Source organism: Xanthomonas sp. NCPPB 2922 (assembly GCF_041520885.1).
GTDB lineage: Bacteria > Pseudomonadota > Gammaproteobacteria > Xanthomonadales > Xanthomonadaceae > Xanthomonas > Xanthomonas campestris.
In genome coordinates this window covers 93,400-115,236 of record NZ_JBGOFY010000004.1, presented here as the reverse complement: position 1 = coordinate 115,236, position 21,837 = coordinate 93,400, and the positions used below count along the sequence as shown (strand labels likewise).

22 protein-coding genes are annotated in these 21,837 nt (G+C 67.0%); 13 read left to right on the top strand and 9 right to left on the bottom strand.

The features are described from left to right. Window positions 1–301 precede the first annotated feature (301 nt). The 4 genes from rplI to ACD584_RS07175 form a co-directional block, all read right to left on the bottom strand. The gene (rplI, locus tag ACD584_RS07190) at window positions 302–751 is read right to left on the bottom strand and encodes a 50S ribosomal protein L9 (protein ID WP_005991240.1); all 450 of its coding nucleotides are present in this window, start codon (window positions 749–751) and stop codon (window positions 302–304) included. 325 nt (window positions 752–1,076) lie between these two features. After that, a complete protein-coding gene (gene rpsR / locus ACD584_RS07185; protein ID WP_005991243.1) occupies window positions 1,077–1,307 on the bottom strand; it encodes a 30S ribosomal protein S18 in 231 nt (76 codons plus the stop codon). 11 nt (window positions 1,308–1,318) lie between these two features. Further along, window positions 1,319–1,753 (bottom strand): 30S ribosomal protein S6, encoded by a 435-nt coding sequence (gene rpsF, locus ACD584_RS07180; protein WP_011036747.1) that lies wholly within the window; start codon window positions 1,751–1,753, stop codon window positions 1,319–1,321. Window positions 1,754–2,102: 349 nt separating this feature from the next. Next, window positions 2,103–2,441 (bottom strand): iron-sulfur cluster assembly accessory protein, encoded by a 339-nt coding sequence (locus tag ACD584_RS07175; RefSeq protein ID WP_014507399.1) that lies wholly within the window; start codon window positions 2,439–2,441, stop codon window positions 2,103–2,105. A gap of 188 nt (window positions 2,442–2,629) precedes the next feature. On the opposite strand from ACD584_RS07175, the gene asnS reads away from it, so the two are divergent. From asnS to ACD584_RS07110, 13 genes are all read left to right on the top strand, one after another. Beyond that, the gene (gene asnS / locus ACD584_RS07170) at window positions 2,630–4,024 is read left to right on the top strand and encodes an asparagine--tRNA ligase (protein ID WP_070692896.1); all 1,395 of its coding nucleotides are present in this window, start codon (window positions 2,630–2,632) and stop codon (window positions 4,022–4,024) included. Window position 4,025: 1 nt separating this feature from the next. Beyond that, complete coding sequence (locus tag ACD584_RS07165) at window positions 4,026–4,280, top strand: hypothetical protein (protein ID WP_175611508.1); 255 nt, start codon at window positions 4,026–4,028, stop codon at window positions 4,278–4,280. Continuing rightward, window positions 4,277–4,582: a hypothetical protein gene (locus ACD584_RS07160; protein WP_040941484.1), complete on the top strand. Its 306-nt coding sequence runs from the start codon at window positions 4,277–4,279 to the stop codon at window positions 4,580–4,582. Before ACD584_RS07165 ends, ACD584_RS07160 begins: the two co-directional genes overlap by 4 nt. Then, complete coding sequence (locus tag ACD584_RS07155; protein WP_076035977.1) at window positions 4,579–4,914, top strand: hypothetical protein; 336 nt, start codon at window positions 4,579–4,581, stop codon at window positions 4,912–4,914. The genes ACD584_RS07160 and ACD584_RS07155 overlap by 4 nt, the downstream gene beginning before the upstream one ends. 1 nt (window position 4,915) lies before the next feature. Beyond that, window positions 4,916–5,554 (top strand): FMN-binding negative transcriptional regulator, encoded by a 639-nt coding sequence (locus tag ACD584_RS07150; RefSeq protein ID WP_076035978.1) that lies wholly within the window; start codon window positions 4,916–4,918, stop codon window positions 5,552–5,554. A gap of 93 nt (window positions 5,555–5,647) precedes the next feature. After that, complete coding sequence (can, locus tag ACD584_RS07145) at window positions 5,648–6,310, top strand: carbonate dehydratase (protein ID WP_011036740.1); 663 nt, start codon at window positions 5,648–5,650, stop codon at window positions 6,308–6,310. A 75-nt stretch (window positions 6,311–6,385) separates the two neighbouring features. Continuing rightward, window positions 6,386–6,916 (top strand): 3-hydroxyanthranilate 3,4-dioxygenase, encoded by a 531-nt coding sequence (locus tag ACD584_RS07140; RefSeq protein ID WP_042598817.1) that lies wholly within the window; start codon window positions 6,386–6,388, stop codon window positions 6,914–6,916. A 62-nt stretch (window positions 6,917–6,978) separates the two neighbouring features. Then, on the top strand, window positions 6,979–9,108 hold the full coding sequence (locus ACD584_RS07135; protein WP_076035979.1) for an FUSC family protein: 2,130 nt from the start codon (window positions 6,979–6,981) through the stop codon (window positions 9,106–9,108). Between the two features lie 32 nt (window positions 9,109–9,140). Further along, the gene (gene kynU, locus ACD584_RS07130) at window positions 9,141–10,412 is read left to right on the top strand and encodes a kynureninase (RefSeq protein ID WP_076037730.1); all 1,272 of its coding nucleotides are present in this window, start codon (window positions 9,141–9,143) and stop codon (window positions 10,410–10,412) included. A 49-nt stretch (window positions 10,413–10,461) separates the two neighbouring features. Then, window positions 10,462–11,832, top strand: a complete 1,371-nt coding sequence (locus ACD584_RS07125; RefSeq protein ID WP_076035980.1) for an NAD(P)/FAD-dependent oxidoreductase — start codon at window positions 10,462–10,464, stop codon at window positions 11,830–11,832. 360 nt (window positions 11,833–12,192) lie between these two features. After that, entirely contained in the window at window positions 12,193–13,638 is a 1,446-nt protein-coding gene (sbcB, locus tag ACD584_RS07120) for an exodeoxyribonuclease I (protein WP_076035981.1), read from the top strand. After that, the gene (locus ACD584_RS07115; RefSeq protein ID WP_076035982.1) at window positions 13,635–14,321 is read left to right on the top strand and encodes a DUF2461 domain-containing protein; all 687 of its coding nucleotides are present in this window, start codon (window positions 13,635–13,637) and stop codon (window positions 14,319–14,321) included. The genes sbcB and ACD584_RS07115 overlap by 4 nt, the downstream gene beginning before the upstream one ends. Window positions 14,322–14,433: 112 nt before the next feature. After that, the gene (locus ACD584_RS07110) at window positions 14,434–15,006 is read left to right on the top strand and encodes a DUF2939 domain-containing protein (RefSeq protein ID WP_014507386.1); all 573 of its coding nucleotides are present in this window, start codon (window positions 14,434–14,436) and stop codon (window positions 15,004–15,006) included. Window positions 15,007–15,042: 36 nt separating this feature from the next. Here the strand turns inward: ACD584_RS07110 and ACD584_RS07105 are convergent, their stop codons facing one another. The 5 genes from ACD584_RS07105 to ACD584_RS07085 all read right to left on the bottom strand — a co-directional run bounded on the left by ACD584_RS07105 (window position 15,043) and on the right by ACD584_RS07085 (window position 21,822). Continuing rightward, complete coding sequence (locus tag ACD584_RS07105) at window positions 15,043–15,786, bottom strand: fused MFS/spermidine synthase (protein WP_076035983.1); 744 nt, start codon at window positions 15,784–15,786, stop codon at window positions 15,043–15,045. Beyond that, the gene (locus ACD584_RS07100; protein ID WP_012438679.1) at window positions 15,783–16,748 is read right to left on the bottom strand and encodes a 5'-nucleotidase; all 966 of its coding nucleotides are present in this window, start codon (window positions 16,746–16,748) and stop codon (window positions 15,783–15,785) included. Before ACD584_RS07100 ends, ACD584_RS07105 begins: the two co-directional genes overlap by 4 nt. A 164-nt stretch (window positions 16,749–16,912) precedes the next feature. Beyond that, entirely contained in the window at window positions 16,913–17,689 is a 777-nt protein-coding gene (locus tag ACD584_RS07095; RefSeq protein WP_011036730.1) for an NAD kinase, read from the bottom strand. Window positions 17,690–17,902: 213 nt separating this feature from the next. Further along, a complete protein-coding gene (gene rlmKL / locus ACD584_RS07090; protein WP_076035984.1) occupies window positions 17,903–20,038 on the bottom strand; it encodes a bifunctional 23S rRNA (guanine(2069)-N(7))-methyltransferase RlmK/23S rRNA (guanine(2445)-N(2))-methyltransferase RlmL in 2,136 nt (711 codons plus the stop codon). A 170-nt stretch (window positions 20,039–20,208) separates the two neighbouring features. Beyond that, entirely contained in the window at window positions 20,209–21,822 is a 1,614-nt protein-coding gene (locus ACD584_RS07085; protein WP_076035985.1) for an ATP-binding cassette domain-containing protein, read from the bottom strand. Between the last annotated feature and the right edge of the window lie 15 nt (window positions 21,823–21,837).

Here is a 21,837-nt window from a genome sequence, read left to right as displayed (position 1 = left end):
GTCGCACCGGTTTGGTCGCGAATCAGAAAGGTGCGCCTGCGCCTGGTCTGTTCGACGCGTCAGCAGACAAGCCTGATCGCACCGTTGGCGCAACACGCAACGCGGCAAGGTCAAGCGTCACGCCGGTTTGGCCGCGAATCAGACAGGTCCGCCTGCACCTGGCCTGTTCAACGCGTCAGCAGACAAGCCTGATCGCACCGTTGATGCAACCAGCGCCCGTCACCGCCTTGCGCTGCCTATTTTCCGCCCATAAAAAAAGGGCGCCGTGAGGCGCCCTTCTTGATGCAGACACGTATCGCAATCAGGCGTCGGATTCGACGATGACCTTGACGGTGGTTTCCACATCGGCGTGCAGGTGCAGCACAACGTCGTACTCGCCGACATTGCGGAATGCGCCTTCGCCCAGGATCACTTCGCTCTTTTCCAGCGGCAGGCCGGCGGCGGTGAACGCCTCGGCGATGTCGCGCGGGCCGACCGAACCGTACAGCTTGCCTTCCGTCGACGCATGCGCGCCGATGGTGACGCTGGCGCCTTCGAACTTGGTGGCGCGGCTCTGTGCATCGGCCAGGATGGTGTTGGCCTTGGCTTCGTATTCGGCGCGCTTGGTTTCGAACGCTTCAACGTTCGCAGCGGTGGCCGGCACGGCCTTGCCCTGCGGCACGAGGAAGTTGCGGCCGTAGCCCGGCTTGACGCTGACCTTGTCGCCCAGGTTGCCCAGGTTGGTCACTTTCTGCAGAAGAATCAGATCCATGGTGGTGCTCCGTTATTCGTTAGCGCCGGCCTGTGGCCGCCGCAACGGGTGCTGTCCGAATAGGAGAAGCCGGGAATCGGGATTGGGGAATCGGGAATCGTAAGAACCCCGACCAACACCGCACACTCGAACTACCGGCTTCTATCAATTTATCAACCCGCACATGGATGTGCGGGCCTTTGTGAAGGACTCACATCAGACCGTGCGGGCTTTTCGTGAGGGACTCACATCAGACCGTGCGGGCTCTTGTGAGCGACTCACACAGAAAAACCGTGTGGGCCTTGCGAAGGAGCCGCGCCACTGGCGGGCTCCCACGCAGTACTACTCAGACGTCGTGATTGTCCGTGTACGGGATCAGCGCCAGGAAACGCGAGCGCTTGACGGCCGTTGCCAGCTGACGCTGGTACTTGGACTTGGTACCGGTCACGCGGCTCGGCACGATCTTGCCGTTCTCGGTGAGGTACTGACGCAGGGTGTTGAGATCCTTGTAATCGATCTCTTTGACGCCCTCGGCGGTGAACTTGCAGAACTTGCGACGACGGAAGAACTTGGACATGACAGCGCTCCTTAAGCGGCTTCGGCGTTGTCGCCGTCGGTATCGGTGGCGGCAGGTGCAGCATCGCCTTCCTCGTCGTCACGACGACGACGCTCGCTACGCTCGGGCTTGTCGCCCTTCTCGTCCTTGCTCTTCATGATCAGCGACTGCTCGGTATCCGGGCCATCGCGCTTGATCACCAGGTGACGCAGCACCGCATCGTTGAAGCGGAAGCTTTCCACCAGCTCGCTCAGCACGGCCTGGTCGACTTCGATGTTGAGCAGCACGTAGTGCGCCTTCACCAGGTTCTGGATCGGGTAGGCCAGCTGACGACGGCCCCAGTCTTCCAGACGGTGGATGGTGCCGTTACCGCCCTCGATCAGCGACTTGTAGCGCTCGATCATGGCCGGGACCTGCTCGCTCTGGTCCGGATGGACCAGGAACACGACTTCGTAATGACGACTCATGTTGTTTTACCTTTCGGATGTGGCCACGTGGGCCGGACAGCTCCCCGGGAACCCGCACAAGGCGGCCGGTGGAGCAAGGGTTTCCAGCCCAAACGGGCAGGAAGCCAGAAAGTATGGCAGTTCAAGCGCTTAGCCGCAACCGGGCCATCCCAACAGCCAAGCTAACGAGTGCGGCGACTGCTCAAGCCCCTCTCCCGCCGGGAGAGGGGTTGGGGTGAGGGTACGGGGCAAAGCCACTCGTGTCGTTCAGCCACGCGAGGCTTCGCCCGTACCCTCATCCGCCCCTTTGGGGCACCTTCTCCCGATGGGAGAAGGAAAACACTCCAACGCTGCGTGGCTCAGATCGCGCTCAGCGGTGCTCGGCTTCGGTGGTGAAGCTTTCCCCGCAGCCGCACTCGGCCGTGGCATTGGGGTTGCTGAAGGTGAAGGTCTCGCTCAGGCCGTGCTTGCCGAAGTCGATGCAGGTGCCGTCCACCAGCGGCAGGCTGGTCGGGTCGACAAAGATGCTGACCCCGCCCTGCTCGAATACCGCGTCGTCGTCACGCTTTTCGCGCGCCAGGTCGGTGATGTGGCCCCAGCCGGAGCAACCGGTCTTGGTCACGCCAAAGCGCAGCCCCAGCGCACCCGGGGTCTGCTGCACGAAACGCTGCACGCGCTCCAGCGCGGCGGGGGTGAGGCTGATGGTCATACGGGCACTCCAACACAATAGCGGCAAGTATAGAGGCCGACCGGCGCGATCGGCATGCAGCCCAGATGGGGCCAGCGTTGCCCGCAGACAAGCGCGGCGCGCCTGCGCCTGTTCAGGTGCTCGCGCCGGCGCGGTCGCAGCCAGTAAACTCGTAGGTCACTCCAAGGTCGCTACGGCGAGGAATAGTCATGACGGTGGTCAGCGTTGAACATGCGCTTGCGGGGAAGATCCCGGAAGGCGGCGAAGTTACGGTACGCGGGTGGGTGCGCACGCTGCGCGGGTCTGCCGGACTGGCCTTCATCAACGTCACCGATGGCTCCTGCTTCGCGCCGATCCAGGTCGTGGCCACCGACACGCTGCCCAATTTCGACGAGATCAAGCGGCTGACCAGTGGCTGTTCGCTGATCGCCAAGGGCGTGCTGGTGAAGTCGCAAGGCAAGGGGCAATCGTTCGAGATCCAGGCCAGCGGCGTGGAGATCGTCGGCTGGGTCGAAGACCCGCTGACCTACCCGATCCAGCCCAAGCCGATGTCGCCGGAATTCCTGCGCGAAGTGGCGCATCTGCGTCCGCGCACCAACCTGTTCGGCGCGGTCACGCGTATCCGCAACTGCCTGGCGCAGGCGGTGCACCGCTTCTTCCACCAGAACGGCTTCAACTGGATCAGCACGCCGATCATCACCACCTCCGACGCCGAAGGCGCCGGGCAGATGTTCCGCGTCTCCACGCTGGACATGGTGAACCTGCCGCGCACCGCGCAGGGCGAGGTGGATTTCAGCCGCGACTTCTTCGGCAAGGAAACCTTCCTGACCGTGTCCGGCCAGCTCAACGTGGAGGCCTACTGCCTGGCACTGAGCAAGGTCTACACCTTCGGGCCGACCTTCCGCGCCGAAAACAGCCACACCACCCGCCATCTGGCCGAGTTCTGGATGATCGAGCCGGAAATCGCCTTTGCCGATCTGGCCGAAGACGCGCGCCTGGCCGAACAGTTCCTCAAGCACCTGTTCCGCGCCGTGCTGGACGAACGTGGCGACGATCTGGCCTTCCTGGCCGAGCGCGTGGACAAGAACGCCATCGGCAAGCTGGAAGCCTTCATCAATGCGCCGTTCGAGCAGATCGACTACACCGAGGCGGTAAAGCTGCTGCAGAACGCGGGCAAGAAGTTCGACTTCCCGGTCGAATGGGGCCTGGACCTGCAGACCGAGCACGAGCGCTGGCTGACCGAAGAACACATCGGCCGCCCGGTGGTGGTGACCAACTATCCCGAGCACATCAAGGCGTTCTACATGCGCCTGAACGACGACGGCAAGACTGTCGCGGCGATGGACGTGCTGGCACCGGGCATCGGCGAGATCATCGGCGGCAGCCAGCGCGAAGAACGCCTGGACGTGCTCGACGCGCGCATGGCGCAGTTCGGCCTGGATAAGGAGCACTACAGCTGGTACCGCGATTTCCGCCGGTACGGCTCGGTGCCGCATGCCGGCTTCGGCTTGGGGTTCGAGCGCCTGGTGGTTTACGTGTGCGGCTTGAGCAATATCCGCGACGCGATCCCCTACCCGCGCGCGCCGGGCAGCGCGGAGTTCTGATGTGAGCCTGTTGGCCGCCTCCACGCTGCAGGTGCTGGCCTTCGTGCTGGCATTGCTGGCAGCCGGCATTGCCGGCGTGCGGGGCGTACGACTGGCGCGGCGGTTAGCCGTGCAAGTGGATTCCGCTGCATGGTGGCAAAGCGGGCCCGCACGCAAGGCGATCAGCCACGCAGTGCGCCCGTTGTGGTGGACCATTGCTGCGCTGCTGGTTGGCGCAGTCCTTCCCAAGCTGGCCTTGCTGATGGCGGACACATGACCCTGTTCTTCGCACTGTGTTTCGTGGGTGTTGCGGTCGCCGGGCTGACCGCCCTGCTGATCTTCTGGCCACTCACCCTGGTGCACCTGCGCGACCGCCACCCGGATGCGCTGGACAGCTTCGGCGACCCGGCCTTCATCAGCCCCACCGCGTGGCGCTGGTTGTTGGCGCGCCGCTACCGCAGCTACCGCGACAGTGCGCTGTCCGGTCTGGCCACACCCGCCTGGCTCTCGCTGCTGACCATTTTTTTCGGCCTGGGCATGGCGGCCCTGCTCGGGCTGCTTTCCAAGGTACTGACATGAGCATCATCGATATCGACACAGCGCACAGCTCTGGCAGCCACGATCAGTGGTGGCTGGCCACCATCGGCCGCACCCTGATCTGGGCGCGCCTGCGCATCAAGGAAGCCGGCACTGCCGAAGTATTGGACAGCGATGGCAAGACGCTGGCCTACGACAGCGAGGACACCGCACGCGCGGCCTTGTTCGATGCCGAATTCGTGGCACTGGACGGGCTGGACGAAGAAGACGCGCTGATGCGCGGTTTTTCGCTGCATGAGGTGTCGCCACCGCGCGGCGACAGCGATGCCGACCTGCGCGAGCGCATGGTGGTGACGATGGGCGGCCGCGCCTGAGATGTACGCACCGCGCGCGTTCGCACAGACCGATCTGGCGTTGCTGGACGGCCTGATCGCGCATGACCCGTTCGTCACCTTGATCACGCCGGGCGAGACCGGGCAACCGGTCATCTCGCATCTGCCGGTGCTGTACCGGCGCGATGCGGAGGCGATCGTCATCGAAGGGCATTGGGCCCGCCCCAATCCGCAGGCGCGCCACCATGGCGATGCAGTGATGCTCGTGCACGGCCCGCATGCCTATGTGTCGCCCACCTGGTATCCGGACAAGGAAGCCGCCGCGCGCGTACCCACCTGGAACTACGCGGTGGCGCATCTGCATGGCCAGTGCAGCGTGGTCGAGGACGAGGTGGCGGTCGGCGACTTGATCGGGCGCATGAGCGCGCAGTTCGAACACAGCATCGGCAGCGACTGGCTGTTCGAGATGGACCGCGACAGCCATCGGCGCCAGCTGCGCGGGTTGGTGGCATTCCGCTTCGTGCCCAGCCGCATCGAACTCACCTTCAAGCTCAGTCAGAATCACCCGGTGGCCAATGTGCGTGCCGTCAGCGCTGCGCTGGCCGCCCAGGCCTCTGCCGAGACGCAGGCGGTGGCCGCGCTGATGCGCGATGCACTGCAGGCGCGCAGCAGCCATGACTGAGCAGCGCCGTCGGCTTGGCGTTCCTGCACCACGGCTTTACGCCACTGCGGTGGCACCTACGCTCCCTTCCCCACGTTCTGGAATACTGCGCGCATGAACGAGCTCAACCATTTGCTTGAAAACAACCGCGCCTGGGCCGATCGCATCAATCGCGAAGACCCGGAATTCTTTGCCAAGCTGTCCACCCAGCAATCCCCGGAATATCTGTGGATCGGCTGTTCGGATTCACGCGTTCCGGCCAACCAGATCATCGACATGGCGCCGGGCGAAGTGTTCGTCCACCGCAACATCGCCAATGTGGTGGTGCATACCGATCTGAATTGCCTGTCGGTGATCCAGTTCGCCGTCGACGTCCTCAAGGTCAAGCACATTTTGGTCGTCGGCCATTACGGCTGCGGCGGCGTGTTCGCCAGCCTGACCCAGAAGCGCATGGGCCTGGTGGACAACTGGATCCGCCACGTCACCGATGTGGCCGACAAGCACGAGGCCTGCCTGCACCAGGCCGGCGACCTGTCGGTGCAGCACGCACGCCTGTGCGAGCTCAATGTGCTGGAACAGGTAGTCAACGTCTGCCGCACCACCATCGTGCGCGACGCCTGGGACCGCGGCCAGGACCTGCGCGTGCACGGTTGGGTCTACAGCCTGCGCGACGGGCGGGCGCACGATCTGCGCATGTCGGTCGATCGTGCGGACATCCTGCAAGAGCGCTACGACGCGGCGCTGGCGCAGATCCAGGCCGACCATAGCGAACGCTGAGCGCAGCCGGCCGCGCGGCACCCATCGGTGCCGCCGGTTGGCTATGCTGGGCGTCTTCTTCGCCAAGGAACGCCGATGCTGGTCCCGCCGATCAACCTGCACGCCTGGGTCGAGCAGCACCGCCACCTGCTCAAGCCGCCGGTCGGCAACAAGTGCATCCAGCAGGACGGCTTCATCATCATGATCGTCGGCGGGCCGAACGCGCGCACCGACTATCACTATGACGAAGGCCCGGAGTGGTTTTTCCAGCTCGAAGGCGAAATGGTGCTGAAGGTGCAGGACGACGGCACCGCACGCGACATCCCGATCCGTGCCGGCGAGATCTTTCTGCTCCCGCCCAAGGTGCCGCATTCGCCGCAACGCGCCGCCGGATCGATCGGCCTGGTGATCGAGCGTGAGCGCCTGCCGCATGAGCAGGACGGTCTGCAGTGGTATTGCCCGCAGTGCAACCACAAATTGTATGAAGCGATGTTCCCGCTGGAAAATATCGAAACCGACTTCCCGCCGGTGTTCGATCATTTCTATCGTTCGCTTGCGCTGCGCACCTGCTCACAGTGCGGGCATGTGCACCCTGCACCGGAACGCTATGCCGCCGTCGAGGCCTGAGCCGCGGGCCGTGAGTTGTAACTGCATTTGCCAACCATCTTGTTTCTGCTGACCTCCACGCCATGCTGCGCGCACTGATCGACCTCAAGCCGCGCGACGTGCCATTGCGCGTTGCACTGCGCAACACCGCCGCGGTGGTGTTGCCGCTGCTGATCGGCGTGGCGACGGGGCATGTTGCGGCCGGCCTGGCGGTGTGCAGCGGTGCGTTGAACACCATGTTCTCCGATCAGCCCGGCCCGTATCGGGCGCGCCTGCAGCGCATGCTGATGGCGGCGCTGGCGGCCGGTGGCGCCGCGCTGCTGGGCATCTGGGTCGGCCATAACACCCCCGCCCTGGTGCTCGCCGGGCTGGTGCTCGGCCTGGGCGGCGGCCTGCTGGTCGCACTGGGCCCGGTGGCGGCGCGGGTGGGCCTGACCAGCATGATCCTGTTGGTGGTCAGCGCCGACATGCGCCTGCCAGTGGCGCAGGCGCCAGGCGTTGCGCTGCTGATCTTTGCCGGCGGCGTGCTGCAGGTCCTGCTGGCGCTGGCTGCATGGCCCCTGCAGCGTTACCGGCCCGAGCGCTTCGCATTGGCAGAGCTGATGCGGCAGCTGGCCAGCATTGCGCGGCAACGCCCGGAAGCCACCGCGCCGCCGCCGGCCACGCAGGAAGTGCTCGACGCCATGGTCATGCTGCATGGCGAGCACCGTTCGCGCGCAATCGCGGTGCAGAGCTTCCGCATCATTGCCGAGCTGTGCGACCGCGTGCGCCTGGAGCTGCTGTCGCTGGCCGATGCCGATACCCGCCTGGGTCAGTTACAGGCGCGGCCGGCGATCGAACGCGTGCTTGAGCGCAGCGCCATCGTGCTGGAACAACTTGCCCACGCGATGACCGTGGGGGAAGACCCCGCCGCCGCCACGGCCTCGATGACCGGCTTCGACGATCTGGTGGCGGCGCTGGCGCAGTTCCAGCACGACAACGCCGATACCCGCGAGCGCCGCCTGGCGCGCGTGGCGGTGGCGCGCGCGCAAGGCCTCGGCGGCCAGCTGCGCGCCCTGGTCCGCAATGCGCACTGGGCCAGCAGCCGCGGCGAGATCCAGGCGCAGCTGGCCGAAGCACGGCTGCCTGCGGCGCTGCGCCCGGCCGCCACCTGGGCCACGCTGCGGGCGAACCTGGACCTGTCTTCGGTGGCGTTTCGTCATGCGTTGCGCTGCGGCGTGTGCCTGGCCCTGGCGATCGCCTTCCAGCGCTGGCAGCAGATTCCGCACGGCTTCTGGATCCCGATGACCACCGCGATCGTGCTCAAGCCGGATTTCGGCGGCACCTTCAGCTTTGGCGCCTTGCGGGTCGCCGGCACCTTCGTCGGCTTGTTGCTGGCCACGCTGCTTGCGCATCTGGCGATGGACGGTGCCGGCATCCGCCTCAGCCTGCTGGCATTGTTTTGCCTGGGATTTCGCCTGTTGACACAGGTCAACTACGGCATCGGCGTGGCGTTTTTGACCGGCATGCTGGTGCTGCTGCTGTCGTTCGAAGGGGTGTCGCCGGGCGAGGCAGTCGGCGCGCGTCTGCAGGCCACCGTGGCCGGCAGCGCACTGGCGCTGATTGCCTACGCACTGTGGCCCACGCGCGAACGCCGGCAGATCCGCGCCTCGCTGGCGCAATTGCTCGATGCCTACCGCGCGCACCTGCGCAACCTGCTGCTCGGCCAGCTGGATGCCTTGAGCGACAGCCGCGCCGCCGCGCGTGTGGCGCGCACCAATACCCAGGCCTCGATCGAACGGCTGCGCGGAGAGCCCCGCAGCCGGCGCAACCTGGACGAGCTCAAGCGCGCCGAATCACTGCTGGCCAATGGCAACCGCTTGATCCGCGCCACGCTGTCACTGGAAGCGGTGCTGCGCGATGGCCACCCGCTGCCGGCACTGGATGGATTGCCTGCGTTCGCAGAGCAGGCCGATCAGGCCCTGGCCGAGTTGAGCGCCTGTCTGCGCGAAGGGCGCGTGCCGGCGCCGGCCACGCTGCGCACCGCCGAGCGCGGGGTGTCCGATGCGCTGACGGCGCTGCCCGATGGGCTGCCCGCAGCGGCGGCGCTGGCCGACACCATCGACCGTATCACCGACAGCATCGGCACCCTGACCCACCTGTTGCGCCCCGCCCGCCGCGCCACTGCCGAAGCCCAGGCCGTGCATGACGGCGCACAGGGCGCCGGCAGGTAAACTGCGGCATTGACCTGCGCCGCGAGCCGATGATGACCGATCCACTGTCCCGCTCCCATGCTGCCGCACTGGACGCTGCCGACCCGCTGCGCGCGCTCCGCGATGCGTTCGTGTTTCCGCAACATGGCGGCCAGGATCAGACCTATTTCGTCGGCAATTCACTGGGCCTGCAACCGCGCCAGGCGCGTGCGATGGTGTCCGAAGTGCTCGACCAGTGGGGCGCGCTCGCGGTGGAAGGCCACTTCACCGGCCCCACCCAATGGCTCACCTATCACCAGCTGGTGCGCGACGGGCTGGCACGGGTGGTCGGCGCACAGCCGGACGAGGTGGTGGCGATGAACACGCTCACCGTCAACCTGCACCTGATGATGGCCAGCTTCTACCGGCCCAGCGCCGAGCGTGCCGCGATCCTGATCGAAGCCGGCGCGTTTCCGTCAGACCGCCACGCCGTTGAGTCGCAGCTGCGCCTGCACGGGCTGGACCCGGACACCTACCTGATCGAAGTGGAGCCCGACGCACCCGACGGCACGCTGTCGATGGACGCGATCGCTGAAGCAATTGCGCAGCATGGCCCGCGGCTGGCGCTGGTGCTGTGGCCGGGGATCCAGTACCGCACCGGCCAGGCGTTCGCGCTGGGCGAGATTGCGCGGCTGGCGCGCGCCCAGGGCGCAGCGGTGGGTTTCGACCTGGCGCACGCGGTGGGCAACATCCCGCTCAGCCTGCACGACGATGGCGTCGATTTCGCCGTGTGGTGCCACTACAAATATCTCAACGCCGGCCCGGGTGCGGTGGGCGGCTGCTTCGTGCATGCGCGGCATGCGCATAGCAACCTGCCGCGCATGGCCGGCTGGTGGGGCCACGAACAACCCACACGCTTCCGCATGGAGCCGCAGTTCGTGCCTTCGCCCGGTGCCGAAGGCTGGCAGCTGAGCAATCCGCCGGTGCTGGCACTGGCGCCGCTACGCGCGTCGCTGGCGCTGTTCGACCAGGCCGGCATGCCGGCGCTGCGTGCCAAATCCGAGCAGCTCACCGGGCATCTGGAACAGCTGATCCAAGCGCGCGTGCCGCAGGTGCTGCAGATCGTCACCCCGGCCGATCCCGCACAGCGTGGCTGCCAGCTGTCGCTGCGCGTGGCCGGTGGCCGAACGCAGGGCCGCGCCCTGTTCGAGCACCTGCAATCGGTGGGCGTGCTGGGCGACTGGCGCGAGCCGGATGTGATCCGCATCGCGCCGGTGCCGCTGTACAACCGCTTCTGCGATCTGCACCAGTTGGTGGAGCACGTGGAAACCTGGGCCGCTGCCTGAGCCCTTCCTCCTTGCCGGCGCCCCTGTCCGGCCGCTGCCGGATACCGCATTGAGCGCTGCTGCCTCCCCTCGTTCCCTGACCCTGATCGGCGCCGGTTTGGCCGGTTGCCTGCTGGCCATCCTGCTGTCGCGGCGCGGCTGGCAGATCACCTTGTACGAACGCCGTGGCGACCCGCGCATCAAGGGCTACGAGTCCGGGCGTTCGATCAACCTCGCCTTGGCCGAACGTGGCCGGCATGCCTTGCGCCAGGCCGGCGCCGAAGACGCGGTGATGGCCAAGGCGGTGATGATGCGCGGGCGAATGATCCACCCGGTCAGCGGCGAGCCGCAGCTGCAGCGCTATGGGCGCGACGACAGCGAGGTGATCTGGTCAATCCACCGCGCCGCCTTGAACGTCACCCTGCTCGATCTGGCCGAACAGGCCGGCGCGCGCGTGCATTTCTATCGGCGCCTGCACACGGTGGATTTCGACGCCGGCTATGCGCGTTTCATCGACGACCGCGACGACCAGCCGCACGAGATCCACTTCCAGGCACTGGTCGGCAGCGACGGCGCCGGCTCGGCCTTGCGCGCGGCCATGCAGCGCAAGGCGCCGGTGGGCGAACACATCGCCTTTCTCGATCATTCCTACAAGGAACTGGAGATTCCGCCGCGGGCGGATGGCGGTTTCCGCATCGAACGCAATGCGCTGCACATCTGGCCACGCGGGCGTTACATGTGCATCGCCCTGCCCAACGACGGCGGCACCTTCACGGTGACCTTGTTCCTGCCCAACGAAGGCACGCCGAGCTTTGCCACCACCCGCAGCGGTGACGAAGCGCTGGCCTTGTTTGCCCGCGACTTTCCCGATGCATTGCCGCTGATCCCGCAGCTCAAGGAACACTGGGAAGAGCACCCGCCCGGCCTGTTGGGCACCCTGACCCGCGAGCGCTGGCATCTGGATGGCCGCGCCGTGCTGCTGGGCGATGCCGCGCATGCGATGGTGCCGTTCCACGGCCAGGGCATGAACTGCGCGTTCGAAGATTGCGTGGCGCTGGCCGAACAGCTGGATGCACACAGCGACCTGGGCGAGGCGTTCGCGGCCTTCGAAGCCGCGCGCCGCGACGATGCAGCCGCGATCCAGCAGATGGCACTGGAAAACTATCTGGAGATGCGCGATCGCGTGGGCGATGCGCAATTCCTGCTGCAGCGCGCGCTCGAACAGGAACTGCAGGCACGCTGGCCCACCCGCTTCGTCCCGCACTACACCATGGTCACCTTCCTGCGCACGCGCTACGCGATCGCCCTGGCACGCAGCGAGATCCAGCGCGAGATCCTGGTCGAAGCCACCCACGGCCACACCGATCTGTCGCGGATCGACTGGGCGGCACTCGAAACGGTGGTGCATGCCCGCCTGGAGCCGCTGGAAGGCGCGCACTGAGCGCAGGGATGCGGCGCTGCCGATGACGTAGCGACAGCGCCGTGACGCGCAAGCGGCCACGATCCGAGCGACGCCGCGGCCGCGACCGTCGCATGACATGTATGCGCGCCGTGGTCGCTATCTCGCGTGCGGCGCACGGGCAGCAGCGCTGGGCCATGACGTCAGCCGTTTGCCCGCACCCACTGGCATCAGCGGGCGCACAGCGCCTCTCTGCCGCGCGTGAAGCATGCGGCGTATTCCACTGCACCTGACAGCGCCCCCCGCACAGCCGCGCCTCAGCGAGGCGACGGGAGGATGAGGGATACTAAGCAGCACCGGCGGCGCCTTGCAGCGCGCCGCAGCTTTGGATTGTGATACGGCATGCCTGACAGCTTTCTCTTCTACGACCTGGAAACCTTCGGCCAGGATCCGCGACGCACCCGCATCGCGCAGTTCGCCGCGGTGCGCACCGATGCGCAACTGCGCGTGATCGAAGAGCCGATCAGTTTCTTCGTGCAGCCGGCCGACGATCTGTTGCCCTCGCCCTACGCCACCATGGTCACCGGCATCACTCCGCAGCACGCGCTGCGCGAGGGCGTGAACGAGGCCGCGGCATTCGCGCGCATCGCCGAGCAGATGGGCCGCCCGCAGACCTGCACGCTGGGCTACAACTCGATCCGCTTCGATGATGAGTTCGTGCGCTGCGGCCTGTTCCGCAATTTCTATGATCCCTACGAGCGTGAGTGGCGTGGCGGCAACTCGCGTTGGGATCTGCTCGACGTGCTGCGGCTGGTGCATGCACTGCGCCCGGACGGCATCGTGTGGCCGCAGCGCGAGGATGGCGCCACCTCGTTCAAGCTGGAGCATCTGGCCGATGCCAATGCCGTGCGCGAAGGCGATGCACATGAAGCCCTGTCGGACGTGTACGCCACCATCGGCATGGCGCGCAAGTTCCAGCAGAGCCAACCCAAACTGTGGGACTACGCGCTGCGTCTGCGCGACAAGCGCTTTGCCGCCAGCTTGCTGGACGTGATTGCGATGCAGCCGGTGCTGCACATCTCGCAGCGCTACCCGGCCACGCGCCTGTGCGCGGCGGCGGTGTTGCCGCTGACCCGTCATCCGCGCATCGACAGCCGCGTGATCGTGTTCGATCTGGACGGCGACCCGGATGCGTTGTTGCGCCTGAGCCCGGACGAGATCGCCGACCGCCTGTACATTCGCGCCGCCGATCTGCCCGAAGGCGAGCAGCGCATCCCGCTCAAGGAAGTGCATCTGAACAAGGCCCCCGCCCTGGTGGCCTGGCAGCATCTGCGTAGCGATGACTTCCAGCGCCTGGGCGTGGACCGCGCCGCGGTGGAAGCCAAGGCCGCGCGGTTGCGCGAACTGGGCCCGGAGCTGGCAGAAAAAGTACGCCAGGTCTACGGCGCCGAGCGCGCCGGGGCAGCAGCGGTCAACGACGCCGACGCCTCGCTGTATGACGGCTTCCTGGCCGAGGGCGACAAGCGCCTGCTGACGCAGGTGCGCAGCAGCGCGCCGGGCGAACTGGGCGCAATGGAAGCGCGCTTCCGCGACCCACGCCTGATCGAACTGCTGTTCCGCTACCGGGCGCGCAACTGGCCGCAGACACTTTCGCCGCACGAGCACCAACGCTGGAACGATTATCGCCGTCAACGTTTGCTGGAAGACCGCGGCCTGGGCGAGGTCACGCTGGAACAGTTCTACGCGCAGATCGCCGATTTACGGCTTGCTCACTCCGACGATGCTACCAAGCAATCCCTGCTCGACCAGCTCGCCGCCTGGGGTTCGGACCTCCAACGCACGCTATGACCACCTATTTTTCCGACGCCAGCTTCAAGTTCCTGCGCGCCCTGGCCCGCCACAACGACAAGACCTGGTTCAACGACCATCGGCATCAGTACGAGGCGCATGTGCGCCAGCCGTTCCTGCAGCTCATCACCGACCTGCAACCGGACCTTGCGCAGGTCAGCGAGCACTATCGCGCCGATCCCAAAACGCAGGGCGGCTCGCTGTTCCGCATCTATCGCGACGCACGCTTTTCCAACGACAAATCGCCCTATAAAAACTGGCAAGGCGCGCGGCTGTTCCATTCGCGGCGGCGCGAGCTGCCGGCACCGTCGTTCTACATCCATCTGCAACCCGGCGAGAGTTTCGTTGGCGCAGGGTTATGGCATCCGGAGCCGGAGACGCAACGCAAGCTGCGGCAGTTCATCTTCGATAACCCGGGCAGCTGGAAAGCCGCCGCGCACGCGCCCAAGCTGACCCGTAAATTCGCACTCGACGACAGCGAAAAACTGGTGCGTGCACCGCGCGGTTTCCCTGCCGACTTCGAGTTCATCGACGATCTCAAGCACCGCAACTGGGCCTACCTGCGTCCGCTCGACGACGCCACCATGACCGGCGATCGGCTACGCCAGACCATTGCGGCTGATCTGGTGGTGTTGGCGCCGTTCGTTGACTACCTGTGTGCCGCGCTGGAGCTGGAATTCTGAGCGCAGGCACGCCATGCATGCCCGCGCACGGCCTGCCGCAATGCGCACATCCGCCACGCCTTCCAACACGTGCACCCGCAGTAACGCGCCTATCAATCCAGGAGTGGCGGCAATGAAAAAATGGTGGTGGTTGCTCCCGCTGTTGATCGTGCTGGCACTGGCAGGCTATGTGGTCGGCGGGCCGTATCTGGCAATCCGCGGCATCAGCCAGGCGGTGGCCAATCGCGACACAGCGCAGCTGGCGCGGCACGTGGACTTCCCGACGCTGCGGGTCAACCTGAAAGCGCAACTGGACGACTACGTGGTGCGCGAGGCCGGCAGCGGCCTGCAATCGAGCCTGCTGGGCGGTTTTGCATTGCAGCTTGCCAGCCGTCTCGGCGGCGCCGGCGTGGATACGCTGGTGACACCGTTAGGCATCAGCGCGTTGCTGCAAGGCCATCAGGTCTGGAACCGCGTGACCGGCGACACCGTCAGCCCGGACACCTACGCAGCGCCCTCGCCTGCGCGACCACTGGACGGCGCCGAGCAACGCTTCGAATCGACCCGCCGATTCACCGCCACCACGCACACCGCCAGCGGTGCGCCGGTGGTGTTCGTGCTGAGTCGCCAGGGCCTGCGTTGGCGGCTCACCGACATCCAACTGCCGCTGCGCGATGCTGCAGGCAGCGCCCCTGCCGGCGGCTGAGTCGCGCCAGCATGCACATTGGTCAGCACGCAGCGTTTAGCTGAATCGCCAGGCCCGCTCCGTCCACGCCGCCTGCAGGCGCTGCATGGACGGACGCAGCTGCCGCGCCGCTGACCACGGCAGCGGCCGCAGTGCATCGGCGACGCTGCCGGGCGTGCGTTTACCGTCCCAGCAAAACACGATCTGGTTACGCAGATCCGGCTCGGGCAGCACCAGCATGTGGCCATCGAACAGCGCGCGCAGCGTGCCCAGGTGCTCGGCGGTCGCCACCTGGAACAGGTTCAACACCAGCACACCGCCGGGCCGCAGCGCCGCCTGGCACGCCGCGTAGAACGCGGTAGTGCACAGCGCCGGCGGAATGCCGTCGGCGTCGTAGGCGTCCAGCAATAACAGGTCATAACGCTGGGGGCGTTGGGTGATCCAGGCCGCGCCATCGTCCAGGCTGACCTCCAGGCGTGCGTCATCGCGCGGCAGGCGGAACACATCGCGCAATGCCAGCACCTGCGGATCGGCCTCCACTGCTTCGACACGTGCCCAGGGCAGATACCGGTGACAGAACTTGGCCTGCGCGCCGCCGCCCAGACCGATGATGCCGATGCACTGCGGGCGCGGCTGTAGCCACAACGCCGCCAACATGCCGCGCGTATAGGGCACCACCAGCCGGTGCGGCGCCCAGCGCGCCATGCGCGTCTGGATGGTGTCCTCGGCGAAGGACAGCTCCACCGCGCGCCAGCTCATCCGCAGCGCGGCGCGGACCGGCGTGCGCTGCGGCCCGCTCATCCGATCGGTGGGTCGTTGGCCACGCCGTGCGGCACGTGGCCGGCGGCCACATGCTGGTGCTGACGTGCGCTGTCGATGTTGTGTTGCGAATCATCGAAGAAGATGTCCGCGCCAAACGCTTCCAGGAAGGGGCCCTTGTGGCGCCCGCCCAGGAACAGCGCTTCGTCCAGCCGCACCCCCCACTCGCGCAGGGTGCGGATCACCCGCTCGTGCGCCGGTGCCGAGCGCGCGGTAACCAGCGCGGTGCGGATCGGCGAAGCTTCGCCCGGCGGGAACGCCGCCTGCAGCGCATGCAGGGCGGAGAGAAAATTACGGAACGGCCCCACCGACAACGGCTCGCGTGCGCGCTCGCGCTCGTGGCGGCCAAACGCTTCCACGCCCTGTTCGCGCGAGATGCGCTCGCTCTCGTCGCCGAAGATCACCGCATCGCCGTCGAAGGCGATCCGCAGCTGCGTGGACAAGCGGGTGTCGTCGTTGTCGACGATGGCCGCAGCCGCCTCGGCCCGTTCGCCCGGTGCGCGCGGCATGATGGTGGCCGCTGCGATGCCATGGGTGAGCGCGCGCCGCACCGACTCGGGATTGGCCGACAGGAACAGATCTGTGCCGAACGGTTTGACATAAGGCCAGGTCGGCTGACCAGAGGTAAAGGTCGCGCGCACGATGCCCAGGTTGTAATGCTGGATGGAATTGAAGATGCGCAAACCGGTGTCGGCGGAATTGCGCGACAGCAGGATCACTTCAACGCGCGGCGTTTCTTCCGGCGTGTCGTGGTTGAGCGCCAGCAACTTGCGCACCACCGGAAACGCCACGCCCGGCTCCAGGATGTCGTCCTCGTGCTCGCGCTGGAACGCGGAGTACGCCTCCACCCCGTCGGCCTCGAACAGCGCGTGGCCTTCTTCGAGATCGAACAGTGCGCGGGAGGTCACCGCGACGGTCAGCAGTCTGGGGGAGTTGTCAGCCATTTAAATGCCGGGATTGGGGATTTGGGATTCAGGATTGGTCAAAGCGGCAGCGCGGTTCTGCTGCAGCGTCAGCGCTGCATCCTACCGTGTCCACCTTATGCACCGCGGAATGCCGCGCTGTTGCTGTTGCCAATCCCGAATCTTCACTATCCAATCCCCGCCCCTCACACCGCAAACTGCTCGCTGAAGATGCGTTCTTCCAGGTTGTGTTCGGGGTCGAACAGCAAGGTCACGCGGCGTTCGGTGGATTCGCGGATGGTCACTTCGACCACGTCGCGGATTTCATGCGAATCGGCGGTCACGCTGACCGGGCGCTTGTACGGATCCAGCACGCGAAAGCGCACTTCGGTATCGGCCTTGAGGATGGCGCCGCGCCAGCGCCGCGGCCGGTATGGCGCGATCGGGGTCAGGGCCAGCGTGTGCGAGCCCAGCGGCAGGATCGGGCCGTGCGCGGAGTAATTGTAGGCGGTGCTGCCGGCCGGGGTTGCCACCATCACCCCGTCGCCGATCAGCTCGGCAATGCGGGTCTGGCCATTGAGATCCACGCTCAGATGCGCGGCCTGGCGCGTCTGCCGCAGCAAGGAGACCTCGTTATAGGCCAGCGAACCGGCACTGGTGCCGGATTCGGTCTGCACCAGCATTTCCAGCGGACGCAGGTGGGCCGGCTCGGCGCGTTGCAGGCGCGCCAGCAGGTCGTCCTCGTCGTCGCGGTACTGGTTCATCAAAAACCCGACCGAGCCCAGCTTCATGCCGAACACCGGCTTATCGGCGGCACCGTGCCGGTGCAGGGTCTGCAGCATGAATCCGTCGCCGCCCAGCGCGCAGACAATGTCGGCATCGTGCAAGGCGTGGTCGCCGTAGCGCTGCACCAGGCGCGCGCGTGCGGCCACCGCCGGCTCGGCGGGGCTGGCAAGAAAAGCGATGCGGGGCATTGCGGTCATCGTTGACTCCAGGGCATGCGAATCAGCATACCGCAGCGCCGTGGTGGGCTTGTGCGTGGGCCGCTGTCACGGCGCGCGCGCCGCAGCGGATGCGTTGCTGCGCGGCATCCGCTGGGTGCGGCAGGCCGCCGCGCCGCCAAGGTGCAGATGGATCTGCCGCACGTCGTCCAAGCCCTGCGCTGCGCCGTCATCCGCCGCTGGCGCGGCGTGTCATCACGCGGTCAAACGCCAGGCGCGGTGGATGCGTGCATGCCGCTCGAAGTCCGGGTCGATGGTGCGCGGGCTGATTTCCTCGCATTGCGCAAACTCGGCCACCGCTTCTTCATCCAGCTTGAACCGGCGGAAGTTGTTGGAGAAATACAGCACGCCACCCGGCGCCAGGCGCGCCACCGCCGCGCGCAGCAAGCGCACATGCTCACGCTGGATATCGAAATCCTCGGCGCGCGCGGAGTTGGAGAACGTCGGTGGGTCGCAGAAAATCACGTCGAAGTGCGCACGCTCGGCTTCCAGCCAGGCCAGCGCGTCGGCCTGCACCAGCTTGTGCTTGCTGCCAGCCTGGCCGTTCAAGGCCAGGTTGTCGGCGCACCACTGCAGATAAGTACCGGACAGATCCACGCTGGTCGTGGCGCTCGCGCCAGCCACCGCCGCCTGCACGCTGGCCACGCCGGTGTAGCAGAACAGGTTGAGGAAGCGTCGCCCCTTGGACTGTTGCGCCATGGTGCCGCGCAACGGGCGGTGATCCAGAAACAGGCCGGTGTCCAGATAATCGAACAGGTTCACCCGCAACAGCGCGCCGTGCTCGCGCACGTTGACGATTTCGTTACGCTGCTCGAAGCGGCCGTACTTGCTGCCGCCCTTGCCACGTTCGCGCGACTTCAACGCGACACGTTCGGCCGGCACCTCGAACACCTCGCGCGCAGCGGCCAACAATTCGCCCAGGCGACGGCGCACATCCGCCTCGGGAATGGTCGCCGGCGCGGCGTATTCCTGCACATGCAGGAAGATGCGGCGGTCGCCATCGGCTTGCTGATACACGTCGATGGCAGCGGAATATTCCGGTAGGTCGGCATCGTAGACGCGGAAGCACTCGATGCCTTCGCGAGCGCGCCACTTCTTGAATTTCTGCAGGTTCTTGCGCAGGCGGTTGGCCACCATCTGTGCGCCTTCGCTGAGCGCCGTCGGTGCCGCCAACGGAGTCCGGCGCGGTACCGCGATCGGGTCGCAGACGATCAACGCGCACTCGATCGCACCATTGAACAACTGGTATTTCTTGCCCGCACGCAGGCCGGTGGCATACGCCAGCTCGGCATTGCCGCACAGCAGGCTCGCACGCCACTGCGGCACCACGCGCTGCAGGGTGTCGCCAAGTTTGCGATACAAGGCGGCATCGGCGGCCAGGCGCTCGTCATACGGCGGGTTGCACACCACCACGCCGGTGGCCTGCGGCGGAGTCTGCAGGTCGCCGACCTCGCGCACGCCGAACCAGATGGCTTCGGCCACGCCGGCCACCTGCGCATTTTCCTTGGCGGCGCGGATCGCATGCGGGTCCATGTCGCTGCCATGGATCACCTGCTTGAGCGCAGCACGGCCAACTCTGTCGCGCTCGCGTGCCTCGGTCACCAGCTGCTGCCAGCTGTCGCGGTCGAATCCGCGCCAGCGGCTGGGAATGTCGCTGCCGTAGCGCTGCAGGCCGGGCGCGACATCGGCCGCCATCAGCGCGCCTTCGATCAACAAGGTGCCGCTGCCGCACATCGGGTCCAGCAAGCCACCGCCATCGGCATAGGCACGCGGCCAGCCGGCGCGCAGCAGCACGGCAGCGGCCAGGTTTTCCTTCAACGGCGCTTCGTTCTGCGCCATGCGCCAGCCACGCCGGTGCAGCGGCCCGCCGCCCAGATCCACCGAAATAGTGGCGCGGCCCTTGCGCAGCGACAGGTTCAGGCGCAGATCCGGGCTTTCCACGTCCACCGACGGGCGCTCCAGCCCCTGCCGGCGGATGGTGTCCACCACCGCGTCCTTGATGCGCTGCGCCGCATAGCGTGCATGCGTGATGGCGGTGCCGGACACGTGCGCATCCACCGACAGCGTGTGCCCGGTGGACAGATGCTCATGCCAGGGCAGCTCGGCAACGCCGGCATACAGGGCGTCTTCGTCCGGGCAATCGAACTCGGTCAGCGGCCACAGCACCCGGCTGGCCAGCCGCGACCACAGCACGGCGCGCTGGGCATCGCGCAAGGCGCCCTCGACGTTGACGCCGGAGATGGTGGCGGTGGCCTTGCTGGCACCGAGCGCGAGCAACTCGTCGGCGAGCAGGTATTCCAGGCCCTTGGCACAGGATGCGAAGAATTTCACGTAGGCAGGTATCGATGGAGACGATGACCGCGCAGCTGGCGGCGACCGTGGAAGCAGGACAGCGGGCCGGTGGCGGTGAAGCGCTGCCGTGGCCGCCGCGGGCGGGGGCAAATGGTCGGCCATCGGGGCCGGCATTACCAGCCCGACGGCCTGCCCTGCCCGTGCGCGGTTCACCACGGCGCCAGCCGCCACTGCGACTGGGCCGTGTCCAGGCGCTGCTGCAGACCCAGCCGTTGCAGGAAGGCGGCGTCGTGCGAGACCACCATCAGGGCGCCGCGATAGTCCTGCAGCAGCGCTTCCACCGCCTCCACCGAGGCCAGGTCCAGATGGTTGGTTGGCTCGTCCAGCAGCAGCAACTGCGCCGGCCGGGCCCGGTACAGCGCACAGGCCAGCGCCACCTTCAGCCGCTGGCCGCCGCTGAGCTGGCCGCTGAGCTGGCCGGTGGGCAGGTCGGCACGGGCCTGGTCCAGGCCCAGCAGCGCAAGGCGCAAGCGTTGCGAATGGGCCTGGCCATCGGGGTCGGCAGCGTGCAGGTGCTGCGCGGCCGAACGCACCGGGTCCAGCTGCGCCAGGCCCTGGTCCAGATAGGCCACTGGCACGTGGATCGCGCACTGCCCCGCTGACGGCAGCAGTTGCCCGGCCAGCAGCCGCAGCAGCGACGACTTGCCGCTGCCATTGGGCCCGACCACCCCGATGCGCGGCTGGCCGTGCAGCAGCAGGTCCAGCCGCCGCCCACCTAGCCGCCCATCCGCCAGCGCCACCTGCTGCAACGTGGCGAGCCGGTGCGCCGCGGTGGCCGGCGAAGACGGCGGCAGCAGCGCGACCGCCTGCGCGTGCTCCACCTGCAATGCCGCATCGGTGACGGCAGTAGCCAGGCGTGCGCGCGCGGCGGTGTGCTGCTGGTGCAGGCGCCCGGCGCTGGCCTCGCTGCACTGCTTCTGCCGGCCAAGCAGGATCGGCGCCTGATTGGCCTGGCTGGCGGCACGGCTGCCACGTGCCTGGCGCTGCTGCTGCCGTTGCTGCTGGCTGCGCAGGGCCTGCTCGCCCCGCTGCCGCTCCAGCTTGCGGCTGGCCAGCAGGTCGCAGGCGACCTGCCGTTCCAGCGCCCGCTGCGCGGCATAGGCGCTGTAGTTGCCGCCATAGCTGCGCAGACCCTGCGGCGACAGCTCCAGGATGCGCTGCATTGCCTCCAGCAACGCGCGGTCATGGCTGATCACCAGCAGCCCGCCGGTCCAGGCCTGCAACCGCGCCCGCTGCACGTCATCCAGATGGTTGCTCGGCTCGTCCAGGATCAAAAAGTCTGGCTGCGCCAGCCATGCGCCCGCCAGTGCCACCCGCATCGCCTCGCCACCGCTGAGCGTGTCCGCCGGCGCACGCGCATCGCGCCCGCCCAGGCCGTGCTGTTCCAGGGCAGCGGCGAATGTGTGATGCGCAGTCCAGCGCTCGCCCACCCGTTCGAAATCAGCCGCTTCCACGCTGCCGTTCGCAATGCGGTCCAACGCATCCAGGAGCGGCGCCACGCCGGCCAGCGCGGCGATGCTCTGCCCGGGCGCGGCGCTCACCCGCTGCGGCAGGTACTGCACGCTGCCGGTACGGACGCAGCGCCCGGCACTGGGCGCCAGCGCACCGGCCAGGATGCGGCCAAGCACACTCTTGCCCACGCCATTGCGACCGACCAGGCCGGTGCGGCGCTGATCGATGCGCGTGGTGAGATCAGAAAACAGCGGGCTGCCATCGGGCAGGAGATACGTAACGCTTTCCAGCGTCAGCGAAGGACAGGTCATTGGTCACTCCATTGC

Coding starts and splice junctions, on each gene's coding strand:
- rplI (WP_005991240.1), bottom strand. CDS start 751: ATGGATCTGATTCTTCTGCAGAAAGTGACCAACCTGGGCAACCTGGGC.
- rpsR (WP_005991243.1), bottom strand. CDS start 1,307: ATGTCCAAGTTCTTCCGTCGTCGCAAGTTCTGCAAGTTCACCGCCGAG.
- rpsF (WP_011036747.1), bottom strand. CDS start 1,753: ATGAGTCGTCATTACGAAGTCGTGTTCCTGGTCCATCCGGACCAGAGC.
- ACD584_RS07175 (WP_014507399.1), bottom strand. CDS start 2,441: ATGACCATCAGCCTCACCCCCGCCGCGCTGGAGCGCGTGCAGCGTTTC.
- asnS (WP_070692896.1), top strand. CDS start 2,630: ATGACGGTGGTCAGCGTTGAACATGCGCTTGCGGGGAAGATCCCGGAA.
- ACD584_RS07160 (WP_040941484.1), top strand. CDS start 4,277: ATGACCCTGTTCTTCGCACTGTGTTTCGTGGGTGTTGCGGTCGCCGGG.
- ACD584_RS07155 (WP_076035977.1), top strand. CDS start 4,579: ATGAGCATCATCGATATCGACACAGCGCACAGCTCTGGCAGCCACGAT.
- ACD584_RS07150 (WP_076035978.1), top strand. CDS start 4,916: ATGTACGCACCGCGCGCGTTCGCACAGACCGATCTGGCGTTGCTGGAC.
- can (WP_011036740.1), top strand. CDS start 5,648: ATGAACGAGCTCAACCATTTGCTTGAAAACAACCGCGCCTGGGCCGAT.
- ACD584_RS07140 (WP_042598817.1), top strand. CDS start 6,386: ATGCTGGTCCCGCCGATCAACCTGCACGCCTGGGTCGAGCAGCACCGC.
- ACD584_RS07135 (WP_076035979.1), top strand. CDS start 6,979: ATGCTGCGCGCACTGATCGACCTCAAGCCGCGCGACGTGCCATTGCGC.
- kynU (WP_076037730.1), top strand. CDS start 9,141: ATGACCGATCCACTGTCCCGCTCCCATGCTGCCGCACTGGACGCTGCC.
- sbcB (WP_076035981.1), top strand. CDS start 12,193: ATGCCTGACAGCTTTCTCTTCTACGACCTGGAAACCTTCGGCCAGGAT.
- ACD584_RS07115 (WP_076035982.1), top strand. CDS start 13,635: ATGACCACCTATTTTTCCGACGCCAGCTTCAAGTTCCTGCGCGCCCTG.
- ACD584_RS07110 (WP_014507386.1), top strand. CDS start 14,434: ATGAAAAAATGGTGGTGGTTGCTCCCGCTGTTGATCGTGCTGGCACTG.
- ACD584_RS07105 (WP_076035983.1), bottom strand. CDS start 15,786: ATGAGCGGGCCGCAGCGCACGCCGGTCCGCGCCGCGCTGCGGATGAGC.
- ACD584_RS07100 (WP_012438679.1), bottom strand. CDS start 16,748: ATGGCTGACAACTCCCCCAGACTGCTGACCGTCGCGGTGACCTCCCGC.
- ACD584_RS07095 (WP_011036730.1), bottom strand. CDS start 17,689: ATGACCGCAATGCCCCGCATCGCTTTTCTTGCCAGCCCCGCCGAGCCG.
- ACD584_RS07085 (WP_076035985.1), bottom strand. CDS start 21,822: ATGACCTGTCCTTCGCTGACGCTGGAAAGCGTTACGTATCTCCTGCCC.